A 19,816-nucleotide genomic window follows, 5' to 3' on the forward strand; every position below is an offset into this window, starting at 1 on the left:
TAGTGTTTCGGTGGTCATAGCGTGAGGGAAACGCCCGGTTACATTCCGAACCCGGAAGCTAAGCCTCACAGCGCCGATGGTACTGCAGGGGGGACCCTGTGGGAGAGTAGGACGCCGCCGAACAAATTTTGAAAGGGTCGGTCCCCGAACTTCGGTTCGGGGACCGACCCTTTTCTGGTATGCGTAACTTGACGTTCACGTTCCGACCGGAGCATCCACAGCATGGGTACTGCTGCAATGCTCAGGGCCGCCGGTGTCGGAGTCGGTGACGAGGTCGTCGTGCCGGCCTTCGGGAACGTGGAAGTCGCCGAGGCCGTGACGCTGGCCGGCGCGCTTCCGGTGTTCGCCGACATAGATCCGGTGACGTACTGCCTGGACGTGTCGGCCGTCGAGGCGGCCATAACTCCCCGCTCCGCGGCCGTTGTTGTCGTCCACCGCTTCGGGCGTTGGGCGGACATCGCGCGGTTGCACGGTGTCGGGCAGCGGCATGGACTTCTGGTGCTGGAGCAGGGGGAGTCCGAGGCGCCGTACGACGAGATCGCGCAGCGCAGGGAGCGTGCGGCGTTCCTGGACAGCAAGCTGCGGGGCGTATGGACCCCCGACGGCGGTGACGGACACACGTACCAGCAGTACGTCGTGCGGGTGCCCGGGAACGGGCGGCCGGACCGTGATGCCTTTGCGCGCGCTGTGCGGGCCAGGGGAGTTGAGTGCCGGGTGCCGGTGAAGACGCCCATACACCGGCTGCCGGAATACCGGCGCTGCGTGTCGCTGCCGGAGACCGAGCGGGCCGCGGACGAGACGCTGGCGCTGCCCGTGGACGCGTCGTTGACGAAGCGGGAGATGCAGCGGGTCGTGTCCGCGTGCAATGCCCTCGGGGGACTTCTTCAGCCCGCCTTCTGACGATCACTGAACGGGTTTGGGAACACGGCTCTGTTCGGGGTATGATCTATTCCGTTGCCGCGAGGGAAACCTCGAAAGGAAACAGGCCCCTATAGCTCAGTCGGCAGAGCGTCTCCATGGTAAGGAGAAGGTCAACGGTTCGATTCCGTTTGGGGGCTCGGCCAAGAAAAGCCCCGCCCAGATGGGCGGGGCTTTTTTCGTGCCCCGGTGTGGCCCTGGGCCTAGTCCACGTGGAGGCCGGGCACCCGCATCGCCAGGATCGCCATGTCGTCGGACGGGGCGTCGGAGGCGAAGCGCTCCACCGCACGCATGATGCGCGCCGCGACCGCCCCCGCCGTGAGGCCGGTACAGGTGGTGAGGACGTCGGCGAGGCCGTCGTCGCCCAGCATGCGGCTGCCCTCGCGGCGTTCGGTGACGCCGTCCGTGACGCACAGCAGGACGTCGCCCGGGTCGAGGGTGACCGTCTGCTCGTACAGTTCCAGGTCCTCGATGACACCGAGCAGCGGTTGCGGTTCGGCCGCGGCCTCCACCGTGCCGTCCTGGCGCAGGCGCAGCGGGAGCGGGTGGCCGGCGCAGACCACCTTCAGTTCCGCGCTGCCGTCCTCCTGGGGGCGCATCTCGCCGTACAGGAGCGTCAGGAAGCGGCTGCGGGCGCCCTCGTCGAGGATCGCGGAGTTCAGGCGCTCCAGGACCGCCGGGCCGCTCAGGCCCTCGCGTGCCAGCAGGCGCAGGGCGTGGCGGGCCAGACCTGTCACCGCCGCCGCGTTGGGGCCCGTACCGCAGACGTCACCGATGGCGAAGCCGTAGGCGCCGTCGCGGATCGGGAAGACGTCGTAGAAGTCACCGCCGACCTCGTTGCCCTCGCCGGCCGCGCGGTAGATGACCTCGACCTCGACGCCCTCGATGGTGGGGAGTCCCGGCGGCAGGAGGCTGCGCTGGAGGGACTGGCTGATGGCCGTGCGCTCCGAGTAGAGGCGGGCGTTGTCCAGGGCCAGGGCGGCCCGGCGGGACAAGTCCTCGGCCAGTTCCAGGATTTCCTGCCGGAAGTGTTCGTCGGTCGGCTTGCCGAGTGTCAGCATGCCGATGACGCGGTTGCGGGCGACGAGCGGCAGGACGACCGTCTCGCCGCCGACCGCGGAGGCCGTCGCGAGGGTCGGGCCGATGCCGGAGGCGACCTGGCGGGTCGGGCCGCCGGTCAGGCCGAGGCTGCGCATCGAGCTGCGCAGGGCGGCTTCGTGGGCGGCCTCGCCGGGGGCCGTCCAGACGCGGGCGCCGGGCGTGGGTACCGGGTCGGGCGGGGAAATCTTGGAGAGCAACGACTTGATTCCGTCGATGAGTTCCTCGTCCTCGTGCAGGACGTACGACAGGTACGGCTCGGAGGCCTGGTCTGCGATGGTGTAGACGGCGCACCAGGTGGCGAGGGTGGGGACCGTCATCTGGGCCATCAGAGCCAGGGTCTGGTCGCGGTCCAGGGTTCCCGCGAGCAGGTCGGAGGCCTCGACGAGGAAGCTGAGCGAGCCGCGGCGCAGGCGCTCCAGCTCGCCCAGGCGGGCCGATTCGACGGCCAGGGCGATGCGGTCGGCGGCGAACTGGAGGCGCAGCGCCTCCTCGTTGGAGTATCTGCTCGGAGCCTCGGCCGCGACGCCGAGGGAGCCGGTCAGACGGCCCTCGACCTTCAGTGGAACCGTGACGACCGAGCGCATGCCCGTGCCGTTCAGCAGCGGGACGGCGCCCGGTACGGCCGCGAGGTCGTCGTGTACGGCCGGCATCCGGGCGGAGCCATAGCGGCCGGGGCCGGCCTCCACGGGGACGCGGGCGAAGCGCTGGCGGGCGGAGGGCAGGCCGGCGGAGGCGCGGACCTCCAACTCCGTTTCGTCGTCCGTGGCCAGCAGGAGGAACGCGGAGTCGCCGTCGAGCATGTCCCGGGCGCGCTCCACCGTGCGCTGGAGGAGGCCGTCGAGGTCGTCCGGGGCCGGGGAGCCGATGAACACCTCGAAGGGGTCGGTGCTCTGCCCGTCGGAGGCGGCGGGCGCGTCGGAGGCGGGGACGCGCAACGGCGTCTGAAGGACCGCGCGTTCGTGGTCCCGTACCAGGAGGCAGACCGTGGAGGGCTCGCCGCCGGTGTCGCGGACGCGGAGGTGGGAGGCGTACACCGACGTCACCCGGCCGTCCGCGCCCCGGATTCCGTAGCTGCCCTCCCAGCGCGAGAGTTGGAGCGCCTCCGCGATGCCGGTGCCGGTGCCCGGGGTGTGCGGCCAGGCCGCGAGGTCGGTGAGCGGCCGGCCGGTGACCTGGGCGGCAGGATGGCCGAAAAGTTCCTCGGCGTCCTCGTTCCAGGCGGTGACGGAGCCCTTGCGGTCGATCTGGACGACCGCGACGCGGACCCGGCCGTCGGCGAGCGGGAGGAGGTCGGGGGGGAGGGACGGGCCCGCGGCCCGGGTGCCCACCGGGCGCTCCGGGAGGTCGAGTTGGAACCAGACGTTCTTGTGGGTGGGCGTGTACTCCACGCCCCAGCGGCCCGCCAGGGCGGCGCAGAGCTGGAGGCCCCGGCCGCCCTCGCGGTCGGGGCTGCCCATGTTGACGGCCGAGCCCTGGAGCGGGACTTCGCGTTCCGGGTAGCGGTCGGCCACTTCGATCCGTACGCCGTCCTCGCTGCGCAGGCACAGGACGTCGGCGTGGGTGCCCGCGTGCACCACGGCATTGGTCACCAGTTCGCTGGTGAGGACCACGGCGTCGTCGACGATGTCCGCGAATCCCCAGCCCTGGAGAGTGTCGCGGACGAAGGACCGGGCGGTCGCGACCGACCGTCCGACGGGCTCGAAGTTGGCGGCCGCGCGCGCGGTGATCACAGAACTCCTCGACCGGTTGTCGATGTGGTGGGCGCCGTGTCCGACCTGCTCGTGCCGCTGGTGCGGCATCTGCGTGCCGGTCGGCCGCGGCTCCGGGGACTGTCCCCCGGGGATCACTCCGGTGGTCATGGTCTGCGGCCGCCCCTCCGATGCGCGCTCGTTCTCGTGCCACCGCCCAGGCCGGACGGACCGGTGCGGCTGGACAGCCGCATGCAAGGTTACTTACCTTCGCCGTCCGATCGGATGCCGGTCGCCGGTGTTTACGCCCTCAGAGTGTGCGGACGATGTGCGAAGCTGCCGAACTGTTATGGCCGGGTTCAGCAGGGGTGAAACACTGGGCAAGCTTCTGGTGAAGGTCCGGCCAGACTGAGTGTGTTCCGTGTACGGAGGGCAGCAGCCCCTGGTGTGGCCGGAACACATCTGGCAGAAATACGCAGTAGTAACGGGTACGCCGAGGTAACCGGTACACCGAGCAGAAGTGCCCAGCACAGCAGTAACGGTCGACCCCTGCGGGAGGGACACAGTGGAGTCTGGCGAAGCGACGCGTGGAACGAAGACGCGCGCGAAAGGCGGACAGTCCCTGAGTAAGCAGCGCAACGGGACGACGGTGGTGGACACGGCTGCCCTGAACCGACTGCTGGTGGCTCTCGTCGCGATGCGGGACGGCAATTTCCGCAAGCGGCTCACGGTGTCCGGTGACGGCGTGATGTCGGAGATCGCCGCGGTTTTCAATGAGGTGGCCGACCGCAACCTTCATTTGACGGGTGAGTTGTCGCGCGTGCGGCGCATGGTCGGACGTGAGGGGAAACTCACGGAGCGGCTGGAGACGGGGGCCTGTGAGGGCTCCTGGGCGGCCGCCATCGACGCTTCCAACGCGCTCGTCGACGATCTCGTACGGCCCGTCTCCGAGGTCGGCCGGGTGCTGACGGCGGTGGCCGAGGGCGATCTGTCGCCGCGCATGGAGCTGCGGACGCAGGCGCCGGACGGGACCGGGCATCCGCTGCGTGGCGAGTTCCTGAGGGTCGGGCGGACCGTCAACAATCTGGTCGACCAGCTGTCGACGTTCACCGACGAGGTCACGCGTGTGGCCAGTGAGGTCGGCACCGAGGGCAAGCTGGGCGGTCAGGCCCGGGTGCGCGGTATGTCCGGTTCGTGGAAGGACCTGACGGAGTCCGTCAACACGATGGCGAACCGGCTGACCGCGCAGGTGCGGGACATCGCCCTGGTGACCACCGCGGTCGCCCGGGGTGATCTGTCACGCAAGGTGACCGTCCATGTGGCCGGCGAGATGCTGGAGCTCAAGAACACCGTCAACACGATGGTGGAGCAGCTGTCCTCCTTCTCCTCCGAGGTGACCCGTGTGGCCCGTGAGGTGGGCACGGAGGGCATCCTGGGCGGCCAGGCCCAGGTGCCCGGGGTGGCCGGTGTGTGGAAGGAGCTCACCGACTCCGTCAACACGATGGCGGGCAACCTCACCGCGCAGGTGCGCGGGATCTCCCAGGTCACCACGGCCGTCGCCAGCGGTGACCTGTCGCAGAAGGTGACCGTGCCGGCACGCGGCGAGGTTGCTCAGCTCGCCGAGACGATCAACCAGATGACCGAGACGCTGCGGATCTTCGCGGACGAGGTCACGCGCGTGGCCAACGAGGTGGGCGCCGAGGGACGGCTCGGCGGTCAGGCCAATGTGCCGGGTGCCGCGGGCACCTGGAAGGACCTGACGGACTCCGTCAACACGGTGTTCCGGAACCTGACCACACAGGTGCGGGACATCGCCGCCGTGACGACGGCAGTGGCCAGTGGCGATCTGTCGCAGAAGGTCACGGTCGACGTGGCCGGCGAGATGCTGGAGCTGAAGAACACCGTCAACGGGATGGTCGACCAGCTGTCGTCGTTCGGTGCCGAGGTCACGCGCGTGGCGCGGGAGGTCGGTGTCGAGGGTGAGCTGGGCGGTCAGGCGCAGGTGCCGGGCGCGGCCGGTACATGGAAGGACTTGACGGACTCGGTCAACACTGCATTCCGCAACCTCACCGGACAGGTGCGCAACATCGCCCAGGTGACCACGGCGGTGGCCAACGGTGATCTGTCGCAGAAGGTCACGGTCGACGTCTCCGGCGAGATGCTCCAGCTGAAGAACACCGTGAACACGATGGTGGACCAGCTGTCGAGCTTCGCCGACCAGGTGACGCGAATGGCCCGGGACGTGGGCACGGAGGGTCGGCTGGGTGGTCAGGCCCAAGTGGACGGTGTCTCGGGCACGTGGAAGGAGCTGACGGACTCCGTCAACTTCATGGCGGGGAATCTGACCTCGCAGGTGCGCCAGATCGCCCAGGTGACGACGGCGGTGGCCCGGGGCGACCTGTCCCAGAAGATCGACGTCGACGCGCGCGGGGAGATCCTGGAGCTGAAGAACACGATCAACACGATGGTCGACCAGCTCTCCGCGTTCGCCGACCAGGTGACCAAGGTGGCCCGCGAGGTGGGCACGGACGGCCGGCTCGGCGGTCAGGCGCAGGTGCCCGGTGTGGCCGGCGTGTGGCGCGATCTGACGGACTCCGTGAACGGCATGGCGGGCAACCTCACCGCCCAGGTGCGCAACATCGCCCAGGTCGCCACGGCGGTGGCCCGGGGCGACCTGTCCCAGAAGATCACCGTGGACGCGCGCGGGGAGATCCTGGAGCTCAAGAACACCCTGAACACGATGGTCGACCAGCTGTCGTCGTTCGCCCAGGAGGTCACGCGGGTGGCCCGCGAGGTGGGCACCGAGGGCATCCTGGGCGGTCAGGCCGAGGTGCAGGGGGTCGCGGGCACCTGGAAGGACCTCACGCAGTCCGTGAACTTCATGGCGAACAACCTGACGATCCAGGTCCGCAACATCGCCGAGGTCACGACCGCGGTCGCCAAGGGCGACCTGTCCAAGAAGATCACTGTTGACGCGAAGGGCGAGATCCTTGAGCTCGTCACGACGGTCAACACGATGGTTGATCAGCTGTCCAGTTTCGCCGAGCAGGTGACCCGGGTGGCCCGTGAGGTGGGCACGGAGGGCATCCTGGGCGGTCAGGCGCACGTTCCGGGTGTCACGGGCATCTGGAAGGACCTCAGCAACAACGTGAACCTGATGGCCAACAACCTGACCATGCAGGTGCGCAACATCTCCCAGGTCTCGGCGGCCGTCGCCAACGGCGATCTGACGCGGCAGGTGACGATCGAGGCGCGGGGCGAGGTGGCCCAGCTCGCCGACACCATCAACACCATGGTCAAGACGCTGAGTTCGTTCGCGGACCAGGTCACCAAGGTGGCCCGCGAGGTGGGCACGGACGGCATCCTCGGTGGTCAGGCGCATGTGCCGGGTGTGGCGGGTACCTGGAAGGACCTCACCGAGTCGGTGAACCAGATGGCGTCCAACCTGACCGGTCAGGTGCGGAACATCGCCATGGTCACGACGGCCATCGCCAAGGGCGACCTCACGAAGAAGATCGACATTGACGCCCGTGGTGAGATCCTCGAACTCAAGACGACGATCAACACGATGGTTGATCAGCTGTCCAGCTTCGCCGAGGAGGTCACCCGGGTCGCCCGCGAGGTGGGCACGGAGGGACAGCTCGGCGGCCAGGCACGCGTGCGTGACGTGGACGGCACCTGGCGGGACCTCACCGAGTCCGTGAACGAGATGGCCGGAAACCTGACCCGTCAGGTGCGCGCCATCGCGCGCGTGGCGACCGCCGTGACCCGCGGCGATCTGAACCTGAAGATCGACGTGGACGCGTCCGGCGAGATCCAGGAGTTGCAGGACTACATCAACAAGATGATCGCCAACCTGCGCGACACCACCATCGCCAACAAGGAGCAGGACTGGCTCAAGGGCAACCTCGCCCGCATCTCGGCACTGATGCAGGGCCGCCGCGACCTGGAGGACGTGGCCTCCCTGATCATGAGCGAGCTGACCCCCGTGGTATCCGCGCAGCACGGCGCGTTCTTCCTCGCCATGCCGCTGGTCGACGGCAAGGACCTGAGCGCGGAGGGCGAGGACGCGTACGAGCTGCGCATGCTCGGTTCGTACGGCTACTCGATGGGCTCCATGCCGACGTCGTTCCGGCCGGGTGAGGCGCTGATCGGGACGGCCGCGAAGGAGAAGCGCACGATCCTGGTGGAGAACGCGCCCAGCGGCTATCTGAAGATCTCCTCCGGGCTCGGCGAGGCCCCGCCCGCACAGGTGATCGTGCTGCCGGTGCTGTTCGAGGGCAAGGTGCTCGGTGTCATCGAACTGGCCTCCTTCACGCCGTTCACGCAGATCCAGAAGGACTTCCTCAACCAGATCGCCGAGATGATCGCGACCAGCGTCAACACCATCTCCGTCAACACCAAGACGGAGGTGCTGCTGAAGCAGTCCCAGGAGCTGACCGAGCAACTGAGGGAGCGGTCGGCCGAGTTGGAGAACCGGCAGAAGGCACTCCAGTCGTCCAACGCGGAACTGGAAGAGAAGGCCGAGCTGCTGGCCCAGCAGAACCGCGACATCGAGGTGAAGAACACCGAGATCGAGGAGGCGCGGCAGGTCCTGGAGGAGCGCGCCGAGCAGCTCGCCGTGTCGATGCGTTACAAGAGCGAGTTTCTCGCCAACATGTCGCACGAGCTGCGTACGCCGCTCAACTCGCTGCTGATTCTGGCCAAGTTGCTCGCGGACAACGCCGAGGGGAATCTCTCCCCGAAGCAGGTCGAGTTTGCCGAGACGATCCACGGCGCCGGCTCCGACCTGCTCCAGCTGATCAACGACATCCTCGATCTGTCCAAGGTCGAGGCGGGCAAGATGGACGTCTCCCCGACTCGCATCGCGCTGGTCCAGCTCGTCGACTACGTGGAGGCCACCTTCCGGCCGCTGACCGCCGAGAAGGGCCTGGATCTGTCCGTACGGGTGTCGCCGGAGCTGCCGGCCACGCTGCACACCGATGAACAGCGCCTGCTGCAGGTGCTGCGCAACCTGCTGTCCAATGCGGTGAAGTTCACCGACTCCGGGTCGGTGGAGCTGGTGATCCGGCCGGCCGGCGCGGGCGTGCCGATGACGATCCGGGAGCAGCTGCTGGAGGCGGGGGCGGTCAGCGACCCGGACGCGGAGCTGATCGCGTTCTCCGTGACCGACACCGGTATCGGTATCGCGGCGAGCAAGATGCGGGTGATTTTCGAGGCCTTCAAGCAGGCGGACGGCACGACCAGCCGCAAGTACGGCGGTACGGGCCTCGGGCTGTCGATCTCGCGGGAGATCGCGCAGCTGCTCGGTGGTGAGATCCATGCGCAGAGCGAGCCGGGACGGGGTTCGACGTTCACGCTGTATTTGCCGCTGCACCCGAGCGAACTGCCGCCGCAGGGCTACCAGCAGCCGGTGCCCGCGCTGGAGGCGGGCGACCTCGTGGCCTCCGCGGCGCAGCTGTCCGAGCTGGCCGGCGCGGACGTGGAGATGCCGGCCGAGGTGAAGTCGTACCAGGAGACGCAGAACGGCGCCGCCGCCCTCTTCCGGCGCCGCCGCCGGGGCGCTCCGGGGGCCGAGGAGCGGACGGAGGCGTGGACGGTCGGCGAGCAGCACGCGGCACCCCGGTCGCACAGCGGGGTGCGGTTCGGCGGCGAGAAGGTGCTGATCGTCGACGACGACATCCGCAACGTGTTCGCGCTCACCAGCGTCCTGGAGCAGCACGGCCTGTCGGTGCTGTACGCCGAGAACGGCCGCGAGGGCATCGAGGTCCTGGAGCAGCACGACGATGTGGCGGTCGTCCTGATGGACATCATGATGCCCGAGATGGACGGGTACGCGACGACCACGGCGATCCGTAGGATGCCGCAGTTCGCCGGGCTGCCGATCATCGCGCTGACCGCGAAGGCCATGAAGGGCGACCGGGAGAAGGCGATCGAGTCGGGTGCATCTGATTATGTGACGAAGCCGGTCGACCCCGACCACCTGCTGGCGGTGATGCGGCAGTGGATGCGCGCGGAGTGACGGGCGCGCGCAGGCTCGGGGCGAACGGTGCGGGAACCTTCGGTGTACGAGCGGAGTTGTTGACTCAGGGTGGCCGAACCCGTGTAGAAGTGCGGGATTCGGGGAACGTTCTGGTCTCCCGCTGCGTTTCTGCTACGTGCACAGTGACATCGCGGTGACAGGGTGTGGCGAAGGTCGGGGTGCGGCTACCATGACCGGCACAAGGACGGGCGGCGATAGGGAGTCGTCCCCTGGGGCGGCGCCCGGTGTACCGCCGGGGCGAGGAGGGCGGGCCATGGTGCAGAAGGCCAAGATCCTCCTGGTCGATGACCGGCCGGAGAATCTGCTGGCGCTGGAGGCCATCCTCTCTGCGCTCGATCAGACGCTGGTGCGGGCATCGTCCGGGGAGGAAGCGCTCAAGGCACTGCTCACGGACGACTTCGCGGTCATTCTGCTGGACGTCCAGATGCCGGGCATGGACGGTTTCGAGACCGCCGCGCACATCAAGCGGCGGGAGCGGACCCGGGACATCCCGATCATCTTCCTCACCGCGATCAACCATGGCCCGCACCACACCTTCCGCGGATACGCGGCGGGCGCGGTCGACTACATCTCCAAGCCGTTCGACCCATGGGTGCTGCGCGCGAAGGTGTCCGTGTTCGTCGAGCTGTACATGAAGAACTGCCAGCTGCGGGAGCAGGCGGCGCTGCTGCGGCTCCAGTTGGAGGGCGGCGGCAAGGACGCGGTCGGCGCCGGCAAGGAGTCGGCGGGGCTGCTCGCCGAACTGTCCGCGCGGCTCGCGGCCGTCGAGGAGCAGGCCGAGGCGTTGTCCAAGCAGCTGGACGACGACTCAGCGGACGCGGCCGCGGTGGCCACTGCGGCCCATCTCGAACGCAAACTCACCGGGTTGCGTCGCGCACTCGACGCCCTGGAACCGGGCACGGGCAGCGGTGCTCCCTCGGTCCCCACGCAGAACTGACGCCCGCCTCGGCCGCAGTTGCGCATGAGAGCGCGTCAGTTTCGTGCCCCGGCAAGGGCGACACGAACGGGTGAAGCAGCGGGCACGCGTGTCCACTGTCGTCTCCACCGGTAATCTCACTTCTATGGCCTCACGTCCCTCCGCCGCCAAGAAGCAGCCAGCCAAGAAGGCGGCTGCTCCCGCGAAGGCGCCGGCGAAGAAGGCCGCCGCGAAGAAGGCTCCCGCCAAGAAGGCCGCGGCGAAGAAGTCGACGCCGCCGCCGAAGCCGGCGCCGAGCCCCACCGGGGGCGTCTACCGGCTCGTGCGTGCCCTCTGGCTCGGGCTCGCGCATGCCGTGGGCGCGGTCTTCCGCGGCATAGGGCGGGGCGCGAAGAACCTCGACCCAGCGCACCGCAAGGACGGCGTGTCACTGCTGCTGTTCGGCATCGCGCTGATCGTCGCCGCCGGCACCTGGGCCGATCTGCGCGGTCCCGTCGGTGACCTCGTCGAGATCCTGGTGACCGGCGCCTTCGGGCGTCTCGACCTGCTCGTGCCGATACTGCTCGCGGTCATCGCGGTGCGCTTCATCCGCCACCCCGAGAAGCCCGAGGCCAACGGCCGCATCGTGATCGGCCTGTCCGCGCTCGTCATCGGCGTGCTCGGCCAGGTCCACATCGCCTGCGGTTCGCCCGCGCGCAGTGACGGCATGCAGGCGATAAGGGACGCCGGCGGCCTCATCGGCTGGGGCGCGGCGACCCCGCTGACGTACACGATGAGCGAGGTCCTCGCCGTACCGCTGCTGGTCCTGCTCACGATCTTCGGGCTGCTCGTCGTCACGGCCACCCCGGTCAACGCCATCCCGCAGCGGCTGCGGGCCCTCGGCGTGCGGCTGGGCGTCGTGCACGATCCCGCGGAGGACGACCTCACCGAGGACGACGAGCGCTACGAAGACCAGTGGCGCGAGTCGCTGCCCGCGCGCCCCCGCAGGCGCCAGAGCGCCCCCCAGGACTTCGACCCCGACGGCGCCGAGCAGGAGGCCCTCGCCAAGCGCCGCGGCCGCCCCAGGCGCTCCGCGGTGCCGCAGCCCGCCATGGACCGGCAACTGGACGCCGTGGACATCGCCGCGGCGGCCGCCGCCGACCTCGACGGCGCAGTGCTGCACGGTATGCCGCCCTCACCGCTGGTGGCCGACCTCACCCAGGGCGTGGGCGTCGGCGCCCGCGAGGACACGACACCGACCCCCACACCCACCGCCGTCCCGGCTCCTGCCGGGCGGCCCCGGCAGGAGAAGCTCGCGGTCGAACAGGCCGTACCCGACCTGACCAAGTCGGCCCCCGAGGAATTGCGGGACCTTCCGCCGCGCGCCGAGCAGCTCCAGCTCTCCGGCGACATCACCTACTCCCTGCCCTCGCTCGACCTCCTCGCCCGCGGCGGACCCGGCAAGGCGCGCAGTGCCGCCAACGACGCGGTCGTCGACTCACTGCGCCAGGTCTTCACCGAGTTCAAGGTGGACGCCGACGTCACGGGCTTCACCCGTGGACCGACGGTCACCCGTTACGAGGTCACGCTCGGCCCCGCCGTGAAGGTCGAGCGGATCACCGCGCTCACCAAGAACATCGCGTACGCCGTCGCCAGTCCGGACGTGCGGATCATCAGCCCGATTCCCGGCAAGTCGGCGGTCGGCATCGAGATCCCGAACACCGACCGGGAGATGGTCAACCTCGGCGACGTGCTGCGCCTGGCGGACGCGTCCGAGGACGACCACCCGATGCTGGTCGCACTCGGCAAGGACGTCGAGGGCGGCTATGTCACCGCCAACCTGGCGAAGATGCCGCACATCCTGGTGGCCGGAGCCACCGGTTCCGGTAAGTCCTCGTGCATCAACTGTCTGATCACGTCCATCATGGTCCGCGCGACCCCCGAGGACGTCCGGATGGTCCTCGTCGACCCCAAGCGCGTCGAACTGACCGCCTACGAGGGCATTCCGCACCTGATCACGCCGATCATCACCAACCCGAAGCGGGCCGCCGAGGCCCTTCAGTGGGTCGTACGGGAGATGGACCTCAGGTATGACGACCTGGCAGCGTTCGGATTCCGGCACATCGACGACTTCAACGAGGCGATCCGCAACGGCAAGGTGAAGCTGCCCGAGGGCAGCGAGCGGGAACTCCAGCCGTATCCGTACCTCCTGGTGATTGTCGACGAGCTCGCCGACCTGATGATGGTCGCGCCGCGCGACGTCGAGGACGCGATCGTCCGCATCACCCAGCTCGCGCGCGCGGCCGGCATCCACCTGGTGCTGGCCACCCAGCGCCCCTCGGTCGACGTCGTCACCGGTCTGATCAAGGCCAACGTGCCCTCGCGGCTCGCCTTCGCGACCTCGTCCCTGGCCGACTCCCGCGTCATCCTCGACCAGCCCGGCGCCGAGAAGCTCATCGGCAAGGGCGACGGTCTCTTCCTGCCGATGGGCGCCAACAAACCGACCCGTATGCAGGGCGCGTTCGTGACTGAGGAAGAGGTCGCCGTCGTCGTCCAGCACTGCAAGGACCAGATGGCACCGGTCTTCCGGGACGACGTCACCGTGGGCACCAAGCAGAAGAAGGAGATCGACGAGGACATCGGCGACGACCTCGACCTGCTGTGCCAGGCCGCCGAGCTGGTGGTCTCCACGCAGTTCGGCTCGACGTCCATGCTCCAGCGCAAGCTGCGCGTCGGCTTCGCCAAGGCCGGGCGGCTGATGGACCTCATGGAGTCCCGGAACATCGTCGGACCCAGCGAGGGCTCCAAGGCGCGCGACGTTCTGGTGAAGCCCGATGAGCTGGACGGCGTCCTTGCTGTGATACGTGGCGAGTCTGAAGGGTAGGGATATGTCCGCCCGGCGGACCGGTTGGAGCCGGGTGGAGACACGGTCGTGATCCACCCGTTAGTGATCCGCGGGCAACCGTTTCCCTGCAACGTACGTCAAGTTGAGCGAAAGGACAGGTGCGGGTTCCACACTGGGTTCGTGCCTGGCCCGTCATCGGGATGACCGGCCATTCCGATGGCGTACAAAGTCATACCGCCCGGTTGCCTCACCCTTTCGTACCCCCCCTAGACTGAACCTCCAGCACAGGTGGCTAAAACGCTCGAAAGGCGCCCCCGTGTCCATCGGCAACTCCCCTGAAGACGAGCGTCCGTTCCCTGACGTTTCCGAGGAAGCCCGCACCTCGGTCGGGCGCGCCCTGCAGCAGGCGCGCATCGCGGCCGGGCTCACCGTCGACGACGTCAGCAGTGCCACTCGCGTCCGTATCGCCATCGTGCATGCCATCGAGGCCGACAACTTCGCTCCCTGTGGCGGAGACGTCTACGCCCGCGGGCACATCCGGACCCTGGCCAGGGCCGTGCACATCGACCCGGCCCCATTGATCGAGCAGTACGACGCCGAGCACGGCGGGCGACCCGCCCCGACGCCGGCCGCCCCGCTGTTCGAGGCGGAACGTATCCGCCCCGAGCGCCGCGGACCCAACTGGACCGCGGCCATGGTCGCCGCGATCGTCGTCGTGATCGGCTTTGTCGGCTTCACCGTGTTCAAGGGCGGCGACGACGGCAGCAACGCCAAGGACCAGGTGGCCCAGGGCGCCTCGCCGACGACCGACAAATCCGCATCGCCCACGCCGAAGAAGAGCAAGCCCGCCGACAAGCCCGAACCGTCGGACAGCGCCATCGCGGCCGCGCCGCAGGACAAGGTCACGGTCCAGGTGAGCGCCGTCAACGGGCGCAGCTGGATCTCGGCCAAGGACCACAACGGCCGGATGCTCTTCGACGGGCTCCTGAACAAGGGCGACTCGAAGACCTTCCAGGACAGCTCGAAGATCAACCTCATCCTCGGCGACGCCGGCGCGATCCAGCTCTACGTCAACGGCAAGAAGATCGAGGACGCCTTCCAGCCGGGCGCAGTGGAGCGCCTGACGTACACGAAGGGCGACCCCGAGGTCGGATAAGAGGTCCGATCGGTCGAGAACGCACGGGGTTGGCCAAGATCGGCCAACCCCGTCGACGTGGGCTGTCAGTGGGACGAAGTAGTCTTGAGCCCATGCCTGAACGCCGTACCGTCGCACTCGTCACTCTCGGCTGCGCCCGTAACGAGGTGGACTCGGAGGAGCTCGCAGGCCGTTTGGAGGCGGACGGCTGGCAGCTCGTCGAGGACGCCTCGGACGCCGATGTCGCCGTGGTCAACACCTGTGGTTTCGTCGAAGCCGCCAAGAAGGACTCCGTCGACGCCCTCCTCGAGGCCAACGACCTCAAGGGGCACGGCAGAACCCAGGCCGTCGTGGCGGTGGGCTGCATGGCCGAGCGGTACGGCAAGGAACTCGCCGAGGCCCTCCCCGAGGCCGACGGCGTGCTCGGCTTCGACGACTACACGAACATTTCCGACCGTCTGCAGACCATCCTGAACGGCGGCATCCACGCCGCCCACACCCCGCGCGACCGGCGCAAGCTGCTGCCGATCAGCCCGGCCGAGCGCCAGGACTCGGCCATCGAGGTGGCCCTGCCCGGTCACGGCGCCCCCACGGACCTCCCCGAGGGCCTGGCCCCGCAGTCCGGCCCCCGTGCGCCCCTGCGCCGCCGGCTGGACGGCGCCCCGGTCGCCTCGGTGAAGCTCGCCTCCGGCTGCGACCGGCGCTGCTCCTTCTGCGCCATCCCGTCCTTCCGCGGCTCCTTCATCTCCCGCCGCCCGAGCGATGTGCTGAACGAGACGCGCTGGCTGGCCGAGCAGGGCGTCAAGGAGATCATGCTGGTCTCCGAGAACAACACCTCGTACGGCAAGGACCTGGGCGACATCCGTCTCCTCGAGTCCCTGCTGCCCGAGCTCGCCGAGGTCGACGGCCTCGACCGGGTGCGTGTGAGCTACCTCCAGCCGGCCGAGATGCGCCCGGGGCTGATCGACGTGCTCACCTCCACCCCGAAGATCGCCGCCTACTTCGACCTGTCCTTCCAGCACTCCGCGCCCGACGTGCTGCGCTCGATGCGCCGCTTCGGCGACACCGACCGCTTCCTGGAGCTCCTCGACACCATCCGCGGCAAGGCCCCGCAGGCCGGTGTGCGCTCGAACTTCATCGTCGGCTTCCCCGGCGAGAGCGAGGCCGACCTGGCCGAGCTGGAGCGCTTCCTGAACCATGCGCGCCTGGACGCCATCGGCGTTTTCGGCTACTCCGACGAGGAGGGCACGGAAGCGGCGACGTACGACAACAAGCTCGACGAGGACGTCGTCGCCGAGCGGCTGGCCCATATCTCGCGGCTGGCCGAGGAGCTCGTCTCGCAGCGGGCCGAGGAGCGCGTCGGCGAGACCGTGCACGTGCTCGTCGAGTCCGTCGACGAGGAGGAGGGCGTCTACGGCCGCGGGGCGCACCAGGCCCCGGAGACGGACGGCCAGGTCCTGCTCACGAGCGGCGAAGGTCTGTCCGTCGGTCGTATGGTCGAGGCGAAGGTGGTCGGTACGGAGGGTGTCGACCTGGTGGCCGAGCCCCTGCAGGGTTCGTTCGCATGTACTGAGGAGGCGGGCAGATGACCGGAGTACCGGCATCCGCCGCGGGTGGTGCCCCGGGCGCGCAGGGCGCCAAGGGCCCCGCCGCCGCTTCCGGTGCTGCCCCCGGCTCTGCTTCGGCCTCTTCCGCTTCCGGCAAGGGCTCCGACCCGCAGGGCGGGGCGAGGCCCGCGCGCGGCGGGAAGCTGGCGGCCGCGGCCGTCAACGAGGCCAGCCTCTGGAACGTGGCCAATCTGCTGACCATGCTCCGGCTGCTTCTCGTCCCCGGCTTCGTGGCGCTCATGCTGGCGGGCGGTGGCTATGACCCGGCGTGGCGCTCGCTCGCCTGGGCCGCCTTCGCCATCGCCATGATCACCGACTTGTTCGACGGCCATATCGCGCGCACGTACAACCTCGTCACCGACTTCGGGAAGATCGCCGACCCCATCGCCGACAAGGCGATCATGGGGGCGGCGCTGATCTGTCTCTCCGCGCTGGGCGATCTACCGTGGTGGGTTACGGCCGTCATCCTCGGCCGGGAACTGGGGATCACGCTGCTGCGCTTCCTGGTCATCCGGTACGGCGTCATTCCCGCGAGCCGCGGCGGCAAGCTCAAGACCCTCACCCAGGGCGTGGCCGTGGGGATGTACGTGCTGGCCCTGACGGGGTGGCTGGCGACGCTGAGGTGGTGGGTGATGGCAGCGGCGGTCGTCCTGACCGTGGTGACCGGCCTCGACTATGTGAGACAGGCCATTGTGCTGCGGAGGCAGGGAATCGCGGAGCGCGAAGCGGCGTTGGAGGAGTCGGAAGCGTGAATTCTGCGGCCGCCGAGCTGGTGCGACTACTCACGGTGAAGGACGAGACGCTCGCCGTCGCCGAGTCGCTCACCGGCGGTCTGGTTGCGGCGGAGATCACAACAGTCCCCGGGGCCTCCAAGGTCTTCCGCGGGTCGGTCACCGCCTACGCCACCGAACTGAAGCATGAGCTGCTGGGCGTCGACGCCACCCTGCTGGCCCAGTCCGGTGCGGTGGATCCGCAGGTCGCGGCCCAGATGGCGGCCGGAGTACGGAAGGCGCTGGGGGCCGACTGGGGCCTTGCGACGACCGGCGTGGCCGGGCCCGAACCACAGGACGGCAAGCCCGTCGGGACGGTCTTCGTCGCCGTTGACGGCCCCTTCGGGACGCGCTCCGGTTCCGCCGGTGGCGGAAAAGTCGAGGCCCTGCGGTTGAACGGCGACCGCGCGGAAATTCGTATGGAGAGTGTACGGAGCGTACTCGCACTGCTTCTGAAGGAGCTTGCGGGCGAACAGACCGGGAATGAGCGGGCACAGGATACGGAACAGAACGGGGGGTTTTGATGTTTGCAGCCCTGAGTGAACACGACATCGCTCCCCGCACGGCCGCGGCGCGAGGCGGTACGGTGGGGCGTGAAGGATGCGGCTACGCGGTCCGAGGAGGGAGCCACCGATGATTCTGCTCCGTCGCCTGCTTGGTGACGTGCTGCGTCGGCAGCGCCAACGCCAGGGCCGTACTCTGCGCGAAGTCTCCTCGTCCGCCCGAGTCTCACTCGGCTATCTCTCCGAGGTGGAGCGGGGGCAGAAGGAGGCTTCCTCCGAACTGCTCGCCGCCATCTGCGACGCGCTGGACGTACGGATGTCCGAGCTCATGCGGGAAGTGAGCGATGAGCTCGCCCTCGCCGAGCTGGCCCAGTCTGCCGCGGCCACCGAGCCCGTACCCACGCCGGTTCGCCCGATGCTGGGTTCCGTCTCGGTGACCGGTGTCCCACCGGAGCGGGTGACCATCAAGGCCCCCGCCGAAGCGGTGGACGTGGTCGCCGCGTGACGTTCACGCGCGTGGCTCTGTGACGCAACACGTGTGAGGCCCCGGCCGGGGCTTCTCCGGGGAGACCCGGGGGAGTACCGCCGGGGCCTTCGTGTTGTGCGCCACACCTTCCGGTGGTCCGGTTTGCGTCCATTTGCCGGTATGAGGCGGGGCCGTCATGGTGGAGGGACGTGGCGGGGCGGAGCCGACGGAGGATGCGCATGTACGTCGTGAAGAGCACGCTGTCCGACGCGGACCGGAAGACCGTGTCCGAGGCGCTGCAGGGTGCGCTCGTCGACCTGGTGGACCTCTCGCTGGCCGCGAAGCAGATCCACTGGAACATCGTCGGTCCCCGCTTCCGGTCGATCCACCTCCAGTTGGACGAGGTGGTCGACTCCGCCCGGACCCACTCCGACGCGGTGGCGGAGCGGGCGTCCACGCTGGGAGTCCCGCCCGACGGACGCGCCTCCACGGTGGCGGCCGGCAGCGGCATCGGGGCGACGCCCGCGGGCTGGGTCAAGGACACGGACGCGGTGGGGACGCTCGTGGATGCACTCGGACGGGTGATCACACGGATGCGGGAGCGGGTGGAGGCGACCGGGGACGCGGACCCGGTGTCGCAGGACCTCTTCATCTCGATCACGGCGGATCTCGAGAAGCACCACTGGATGTTCCAGGCGGAGAACGCGTGACCGTGCCCCTGACGACGGCTGCCGCCCGCATGCCCAGCTGTGGTCTTGCCCTGTGTTGCATCGATGAGCCCTTGGTGCGCCTCCCCGGAGCGTGAGGCGGCGTTCTAGCGTCCGGCTGGAGGTGGCGGCCATGGTGGGGCAGATAGTGCGGTGGGGGGCTGCTCTGGGGCTCGGGGTGGTGTGGTGGTGGGCCGTGCTGCGGCTCGCTTCGGGGGCGGACACGGGGGTGCTGGAGGGAACCGTGGTGGCAGGCGGGTGGGGGCTGAGCCTGCTGCCGGTCCACTGCGTGCCGAAGTTGCGGGCCGCAAGGGCCGTGGGCCCGGGGCGTTGGGTGGCGGCCTGGCGGACGGGGAGCACGACCGCTACCACGGCATCGCCACACCCCCGTTCGGGCGCAGGATCTGGCCCGTCGTGAACGACGACGCGTCGGCCGCCAGGTAGAGCACGGCGTGCGCGATGTCGTCGGGTTCACCGACCCTGCCGAGCGGTGACATCCGGGCCATCCGCGACTCGACATGCGCCTGGGTCTCTCGGTCGTGGCGCTCGGTCATGGGTGTGCGGACCCAGCCCGGGGCGACGGCGTTGACGCGTATGCCGTGCCGTCCGACCTCGTTCGCGAGGGTCTTCGTCAGCTGGACCACGGCCGCCTTCGCCGCGCCGTAGCAGAGCAGCCCCGGTCCACCGGTGTCGATGGCGCCCGAGGTCATGGTGATGATGCTGCCCGCGGTGCCATGGGCGAGCATCAGCCGGGCCGCCTCCTGGCAGGCGTACAGCACGCCCTTGAAGTTGACGTTCAGCACGCGGTCGAGATCCTCGTCCCGGGTCTCCAGGACAGGGCTGCTGTGCATGATCCCGGCGATCGCCGCCATCACGTCCAGGCGCTCGCAGGACCGCACGGCCTGCGCCAGCTGTGCCCGGTCGGTGACGTCGAGGAGATGGGTGCGGGCGCTGCCGCCCCGGTCCTTGATCAGGGTGGCCGTGTCGTGCAGTCCGTCCGCCTCGCGGTCGGCCAGGTGCACGGTGGCACCCGCCCCGGCCAGCAGGACGGCGGAGGCCCGGCCGATGCCCCCGGCGGCGCCGGTGACGAAAGCGGTGCGTCCGGTGAGGTCGTACGCCTTGACGGGCATGAAGCGAC

At 69.2% G+C, this 19,816-nt stretch carries 12 protein-coding genes, 1 tRNA gene and 1 rRNA gene; 12 read left to right on the forward strand and 2 right to left on the reverse strand.

All coding sequences use genetic code 11. The features are described from left to right. Nucleotides 1-6: 6 nt before the first annotated feature. From rrf to Q8A52_RS33490, 3 genes are all read left to right on the forward strand, one after another. Nucleotides 7-123: ribosomal RNA gene (gene rrf, locus Q8A52_RS33480) — 5S ribosomal RNA — on the forward strand. A 114-nt stretch (nucleotides 124-237) separates the two neighbouring features. After that, nucleotides 238-900, forward strand: a complete 663-nt coding sequence (locus Q8A52_RS33485; RefSeq protein WP_316758598.1) for a DegT/DnrJ/EryC1/StrS family aminotransferase — start codon at nucleotides 238-240, stop codon at nucleotides 898-900. An 85-nt stretch (nucleotides 901-985) separates the two neighbouring features. After that, a tRNA-Thr gene (locus tag Q8A52_RS33490) sits at nucleotides 986-1,058 on the forward strand. A gap of 63 nt (nucleotides 1,059-1,121) precedes the next feature. Here Q8A52_RS33490 and Q8A52_RS33495 read toward each other — a convergent pair. Further along, nucleotides 1,122-3,878 (reverse strand): SpoIIE family protein phosphatase, encoded by a 2,757-nt coding sequence (locus Q8A52_RS33495; protein WP_316758307.1) that lies wholly within the window; start codon nucleotides 3,876-3,878, stop codon nucleotides 1,122-1,124. Between the two features lie 394 nt (nucleotides 3,879-4,272). On the opposite strand from Q8A52_RS33495, the gene Q8A52_RS33500 reads away from it, so the two are divergent. The 9 genes from Q8A52_RS33500 (at nucleotide 4,273) to Q8A52_RS33540 (ending at nucleotide 18,681) form a co-directional block, all read left to right on the forward strand. Beyond that, on the forward strand, nucleotides 4,273-9,729 hold the full coding sequence (locus Q8A52_RS33500) for a HAMP domain-containing protein (protein ID WP_316758309.1): 5,457 nt from the start codon (nucleotides 4,273-4,275) through the stop codon (nucleotides 9,727-9,729). A gap of 274 nt (nucleotides 9,730-10,003) precedes the next feature. Then, the gene (locus Q8A52_RS33505; protein WP_316758311.1) at nucleotides 10,004-10,687 is read left to right on the forward strand and encodes a response regulator; all 684 of its coding nucleotides are present in this window, start codon (nucleotides 10,004-10,006) and stop codon (nucleotides 10,685-10,687) included. Nucleotides 10,688-10,811: 124 nt separating this feature from the next. Further along, on the forward strand, nucleotides 10,812-13,529 hold the full coding sequence (locus Q8A52_RS33510; protein ID WP_316758313.1) for a DNA translocase FtsK: 2,718 nt from the start codon (nucleotides 10,812-10,814) through the stop codon (nucleotides 13,527-13,529). 277 nt (nucleotides 13,530-13,806) lie between these two features. Next, entirely contained in the window at nucleotides 13,807-14,646 is an 840-nt protein-coding gene (locus Q8A52_RS33515) for a helix-turn-helix domain-containing protein (protein ID WP_316758315.1), read from the forward strand. A gap of 92 nt (nucleotides 14,647-14,738) precedes the next feature. Beyond that, complete coding sequence (gene rimO, locus Q8A52_RS33520; protein ID WP_316758317.1) at nucleotides 14,739-16,214, forward strand: 30S ribosomal protein S12 methylthiotransferase RimO; 1,476 nt, start codon at nucleotides 14,739-14,741, stop codon at nucleotides 16,212-16,214. Next, nucleotides 16,211-16,984, forward strand: a complete 774-nt coding sequence (pgsA, locus tag Q8A52_RS33525) for a CDP-diacylglycerol--glycerol-3-phosphate 3-phosphatidyltransferase (protein WP_316758319.1) — start codon at nucleotides 16,211-16,213, stop codon at nucleotides 16,982-16,984. Before rimO ends, pgsA begins: the two co-directional genes overlap by 4 nt. Beyond that, nucleotides 16,981-17,526 carry a CinA family protein gene (locus Q8A52_RS33530; RefSeq protein WP_316758321.1) on the forward strand — a complete coding sequence of 182 codons (546 nt, stop codon included), beginning with the start codon at nucleotides 16,981-16,983 and terminating at the stop codon, nucleotides 17,524-17,526. Before pgsA ends, Q8A52_RS33530 begins: the two co-directional genes overlap by 4 nt. Nucleotides 17,527-17,635: 109 nt before the next feature. Next, nucleotides 17,636-18,010, forward strand: coding sequence for a helix-turn-helix domain-containing protein (locus Q8A52_RS33535; RefSeq protein WP_053666341.1), 375 nt, complete (start codon nucleotides 17,636-17,638; stop codon nucleotides 18,008-18,010). Nucleotides 18,011-18,210: 200 nt separating this feature from the next. Beyond that, entirely contained in the window at nucleotides 18,211-18,681 is a 471-nt protein-coding gene (locus Q8A52_RS33540) for a Dps family protein (protein ID WP_316758327.1), read from the forward strand. 362 nt (nucleotides 18,682-19,043) lie between these two features. Here Q8A52_RS33540 and Q8A52_RS33550 read toward each other — a convergent pair whose 3' ends face one another. Continuing rightward, complete coding sequence (locus tag Q8A52_RS33550) at nucleotides 19,044-19,808, reverse strand: SDR family NAD(P)-dependent oxidoreductase (RefSeq protein WP_316758331.1); 765 nt, start codon at nucleotides 19,806-19,808, stop codon at nucleotides 19,044-19,046. Nucleotides 19,809-19,816 lie beyond the last annotated feature (8 nt).

It is taken from the genome of Streptomyces herbicida (assembly GCF_032656585.1).
Lineage (GTDB): Bacteria > Actinomycetota > Actinomycetes > Streptomycetales > Streptomycetaceae > Streptomyces > Streptomyces herbicida.

Coding starts and splice junctions, on each gene's coding strand:
- Q8A52_RS33485 (WP_316758598.1), top strand. CDS start 238: ATGCTCAGGGCCGCCGGTGTCGGAGTCGGTGACGAGGTCGTCGTGCCG.
- Q8A52_RS33495 (WP_316758307.1), bottom strand. CDS start 3,878: ATGACCACCGGAGTGATCCCCGGGGGACAGTCCCCGGAGCCGCGGCCG.
- Q8A52_RS33505 (WP_316758311.1), top strand. CDS start 10,004: ATGGTGCAGAAGGCCAAGATCCTCCTGGTCGATGACCGGCCGGAGAAT.
- Q8A52_RS33510 (WP_316758313.1), top strand. CDS start 10,812: ATGGCCTCACGTCCCTCCGCCGCCAAGAAGCAGCCAGCCAAGAAGGCG.
- rimO (WP_316758317.1), top strand. CDS start 14,739: ATGCCTGAACGCCGTACCGTCGCACTCGTCACTCTCGGCTGCGCCCGT.
- pgsA (WP_316758319.1), top strand. CDS start 16,211: ATGACCGGAGTACCGGCATCCGCCGCGGGTGGTGCCCCGGGCGCGCAG.
- Q8A52_RS33535 (WP_053666341.1), top strand. CDS start 17,636: ATGATTCTGCTCCGTCGCCTGCTTGGTGACGTGCTGCGTCGGCAGCGC.
- Q8A52_RS33540 (WP_316758327.1), top strand. CDS start 18,211: ATGTACGTCGTGAAGAGCACGCTGTCCGACGCGGACCGGAAGACCGTG.
- Q8A52_RS33550 (WP_316758331.1), bottom strand. CDS start 19,808: ATGCCCGTCAAGGCGTACGACCTCACCGGACGCACCGCTTTCGTCACC.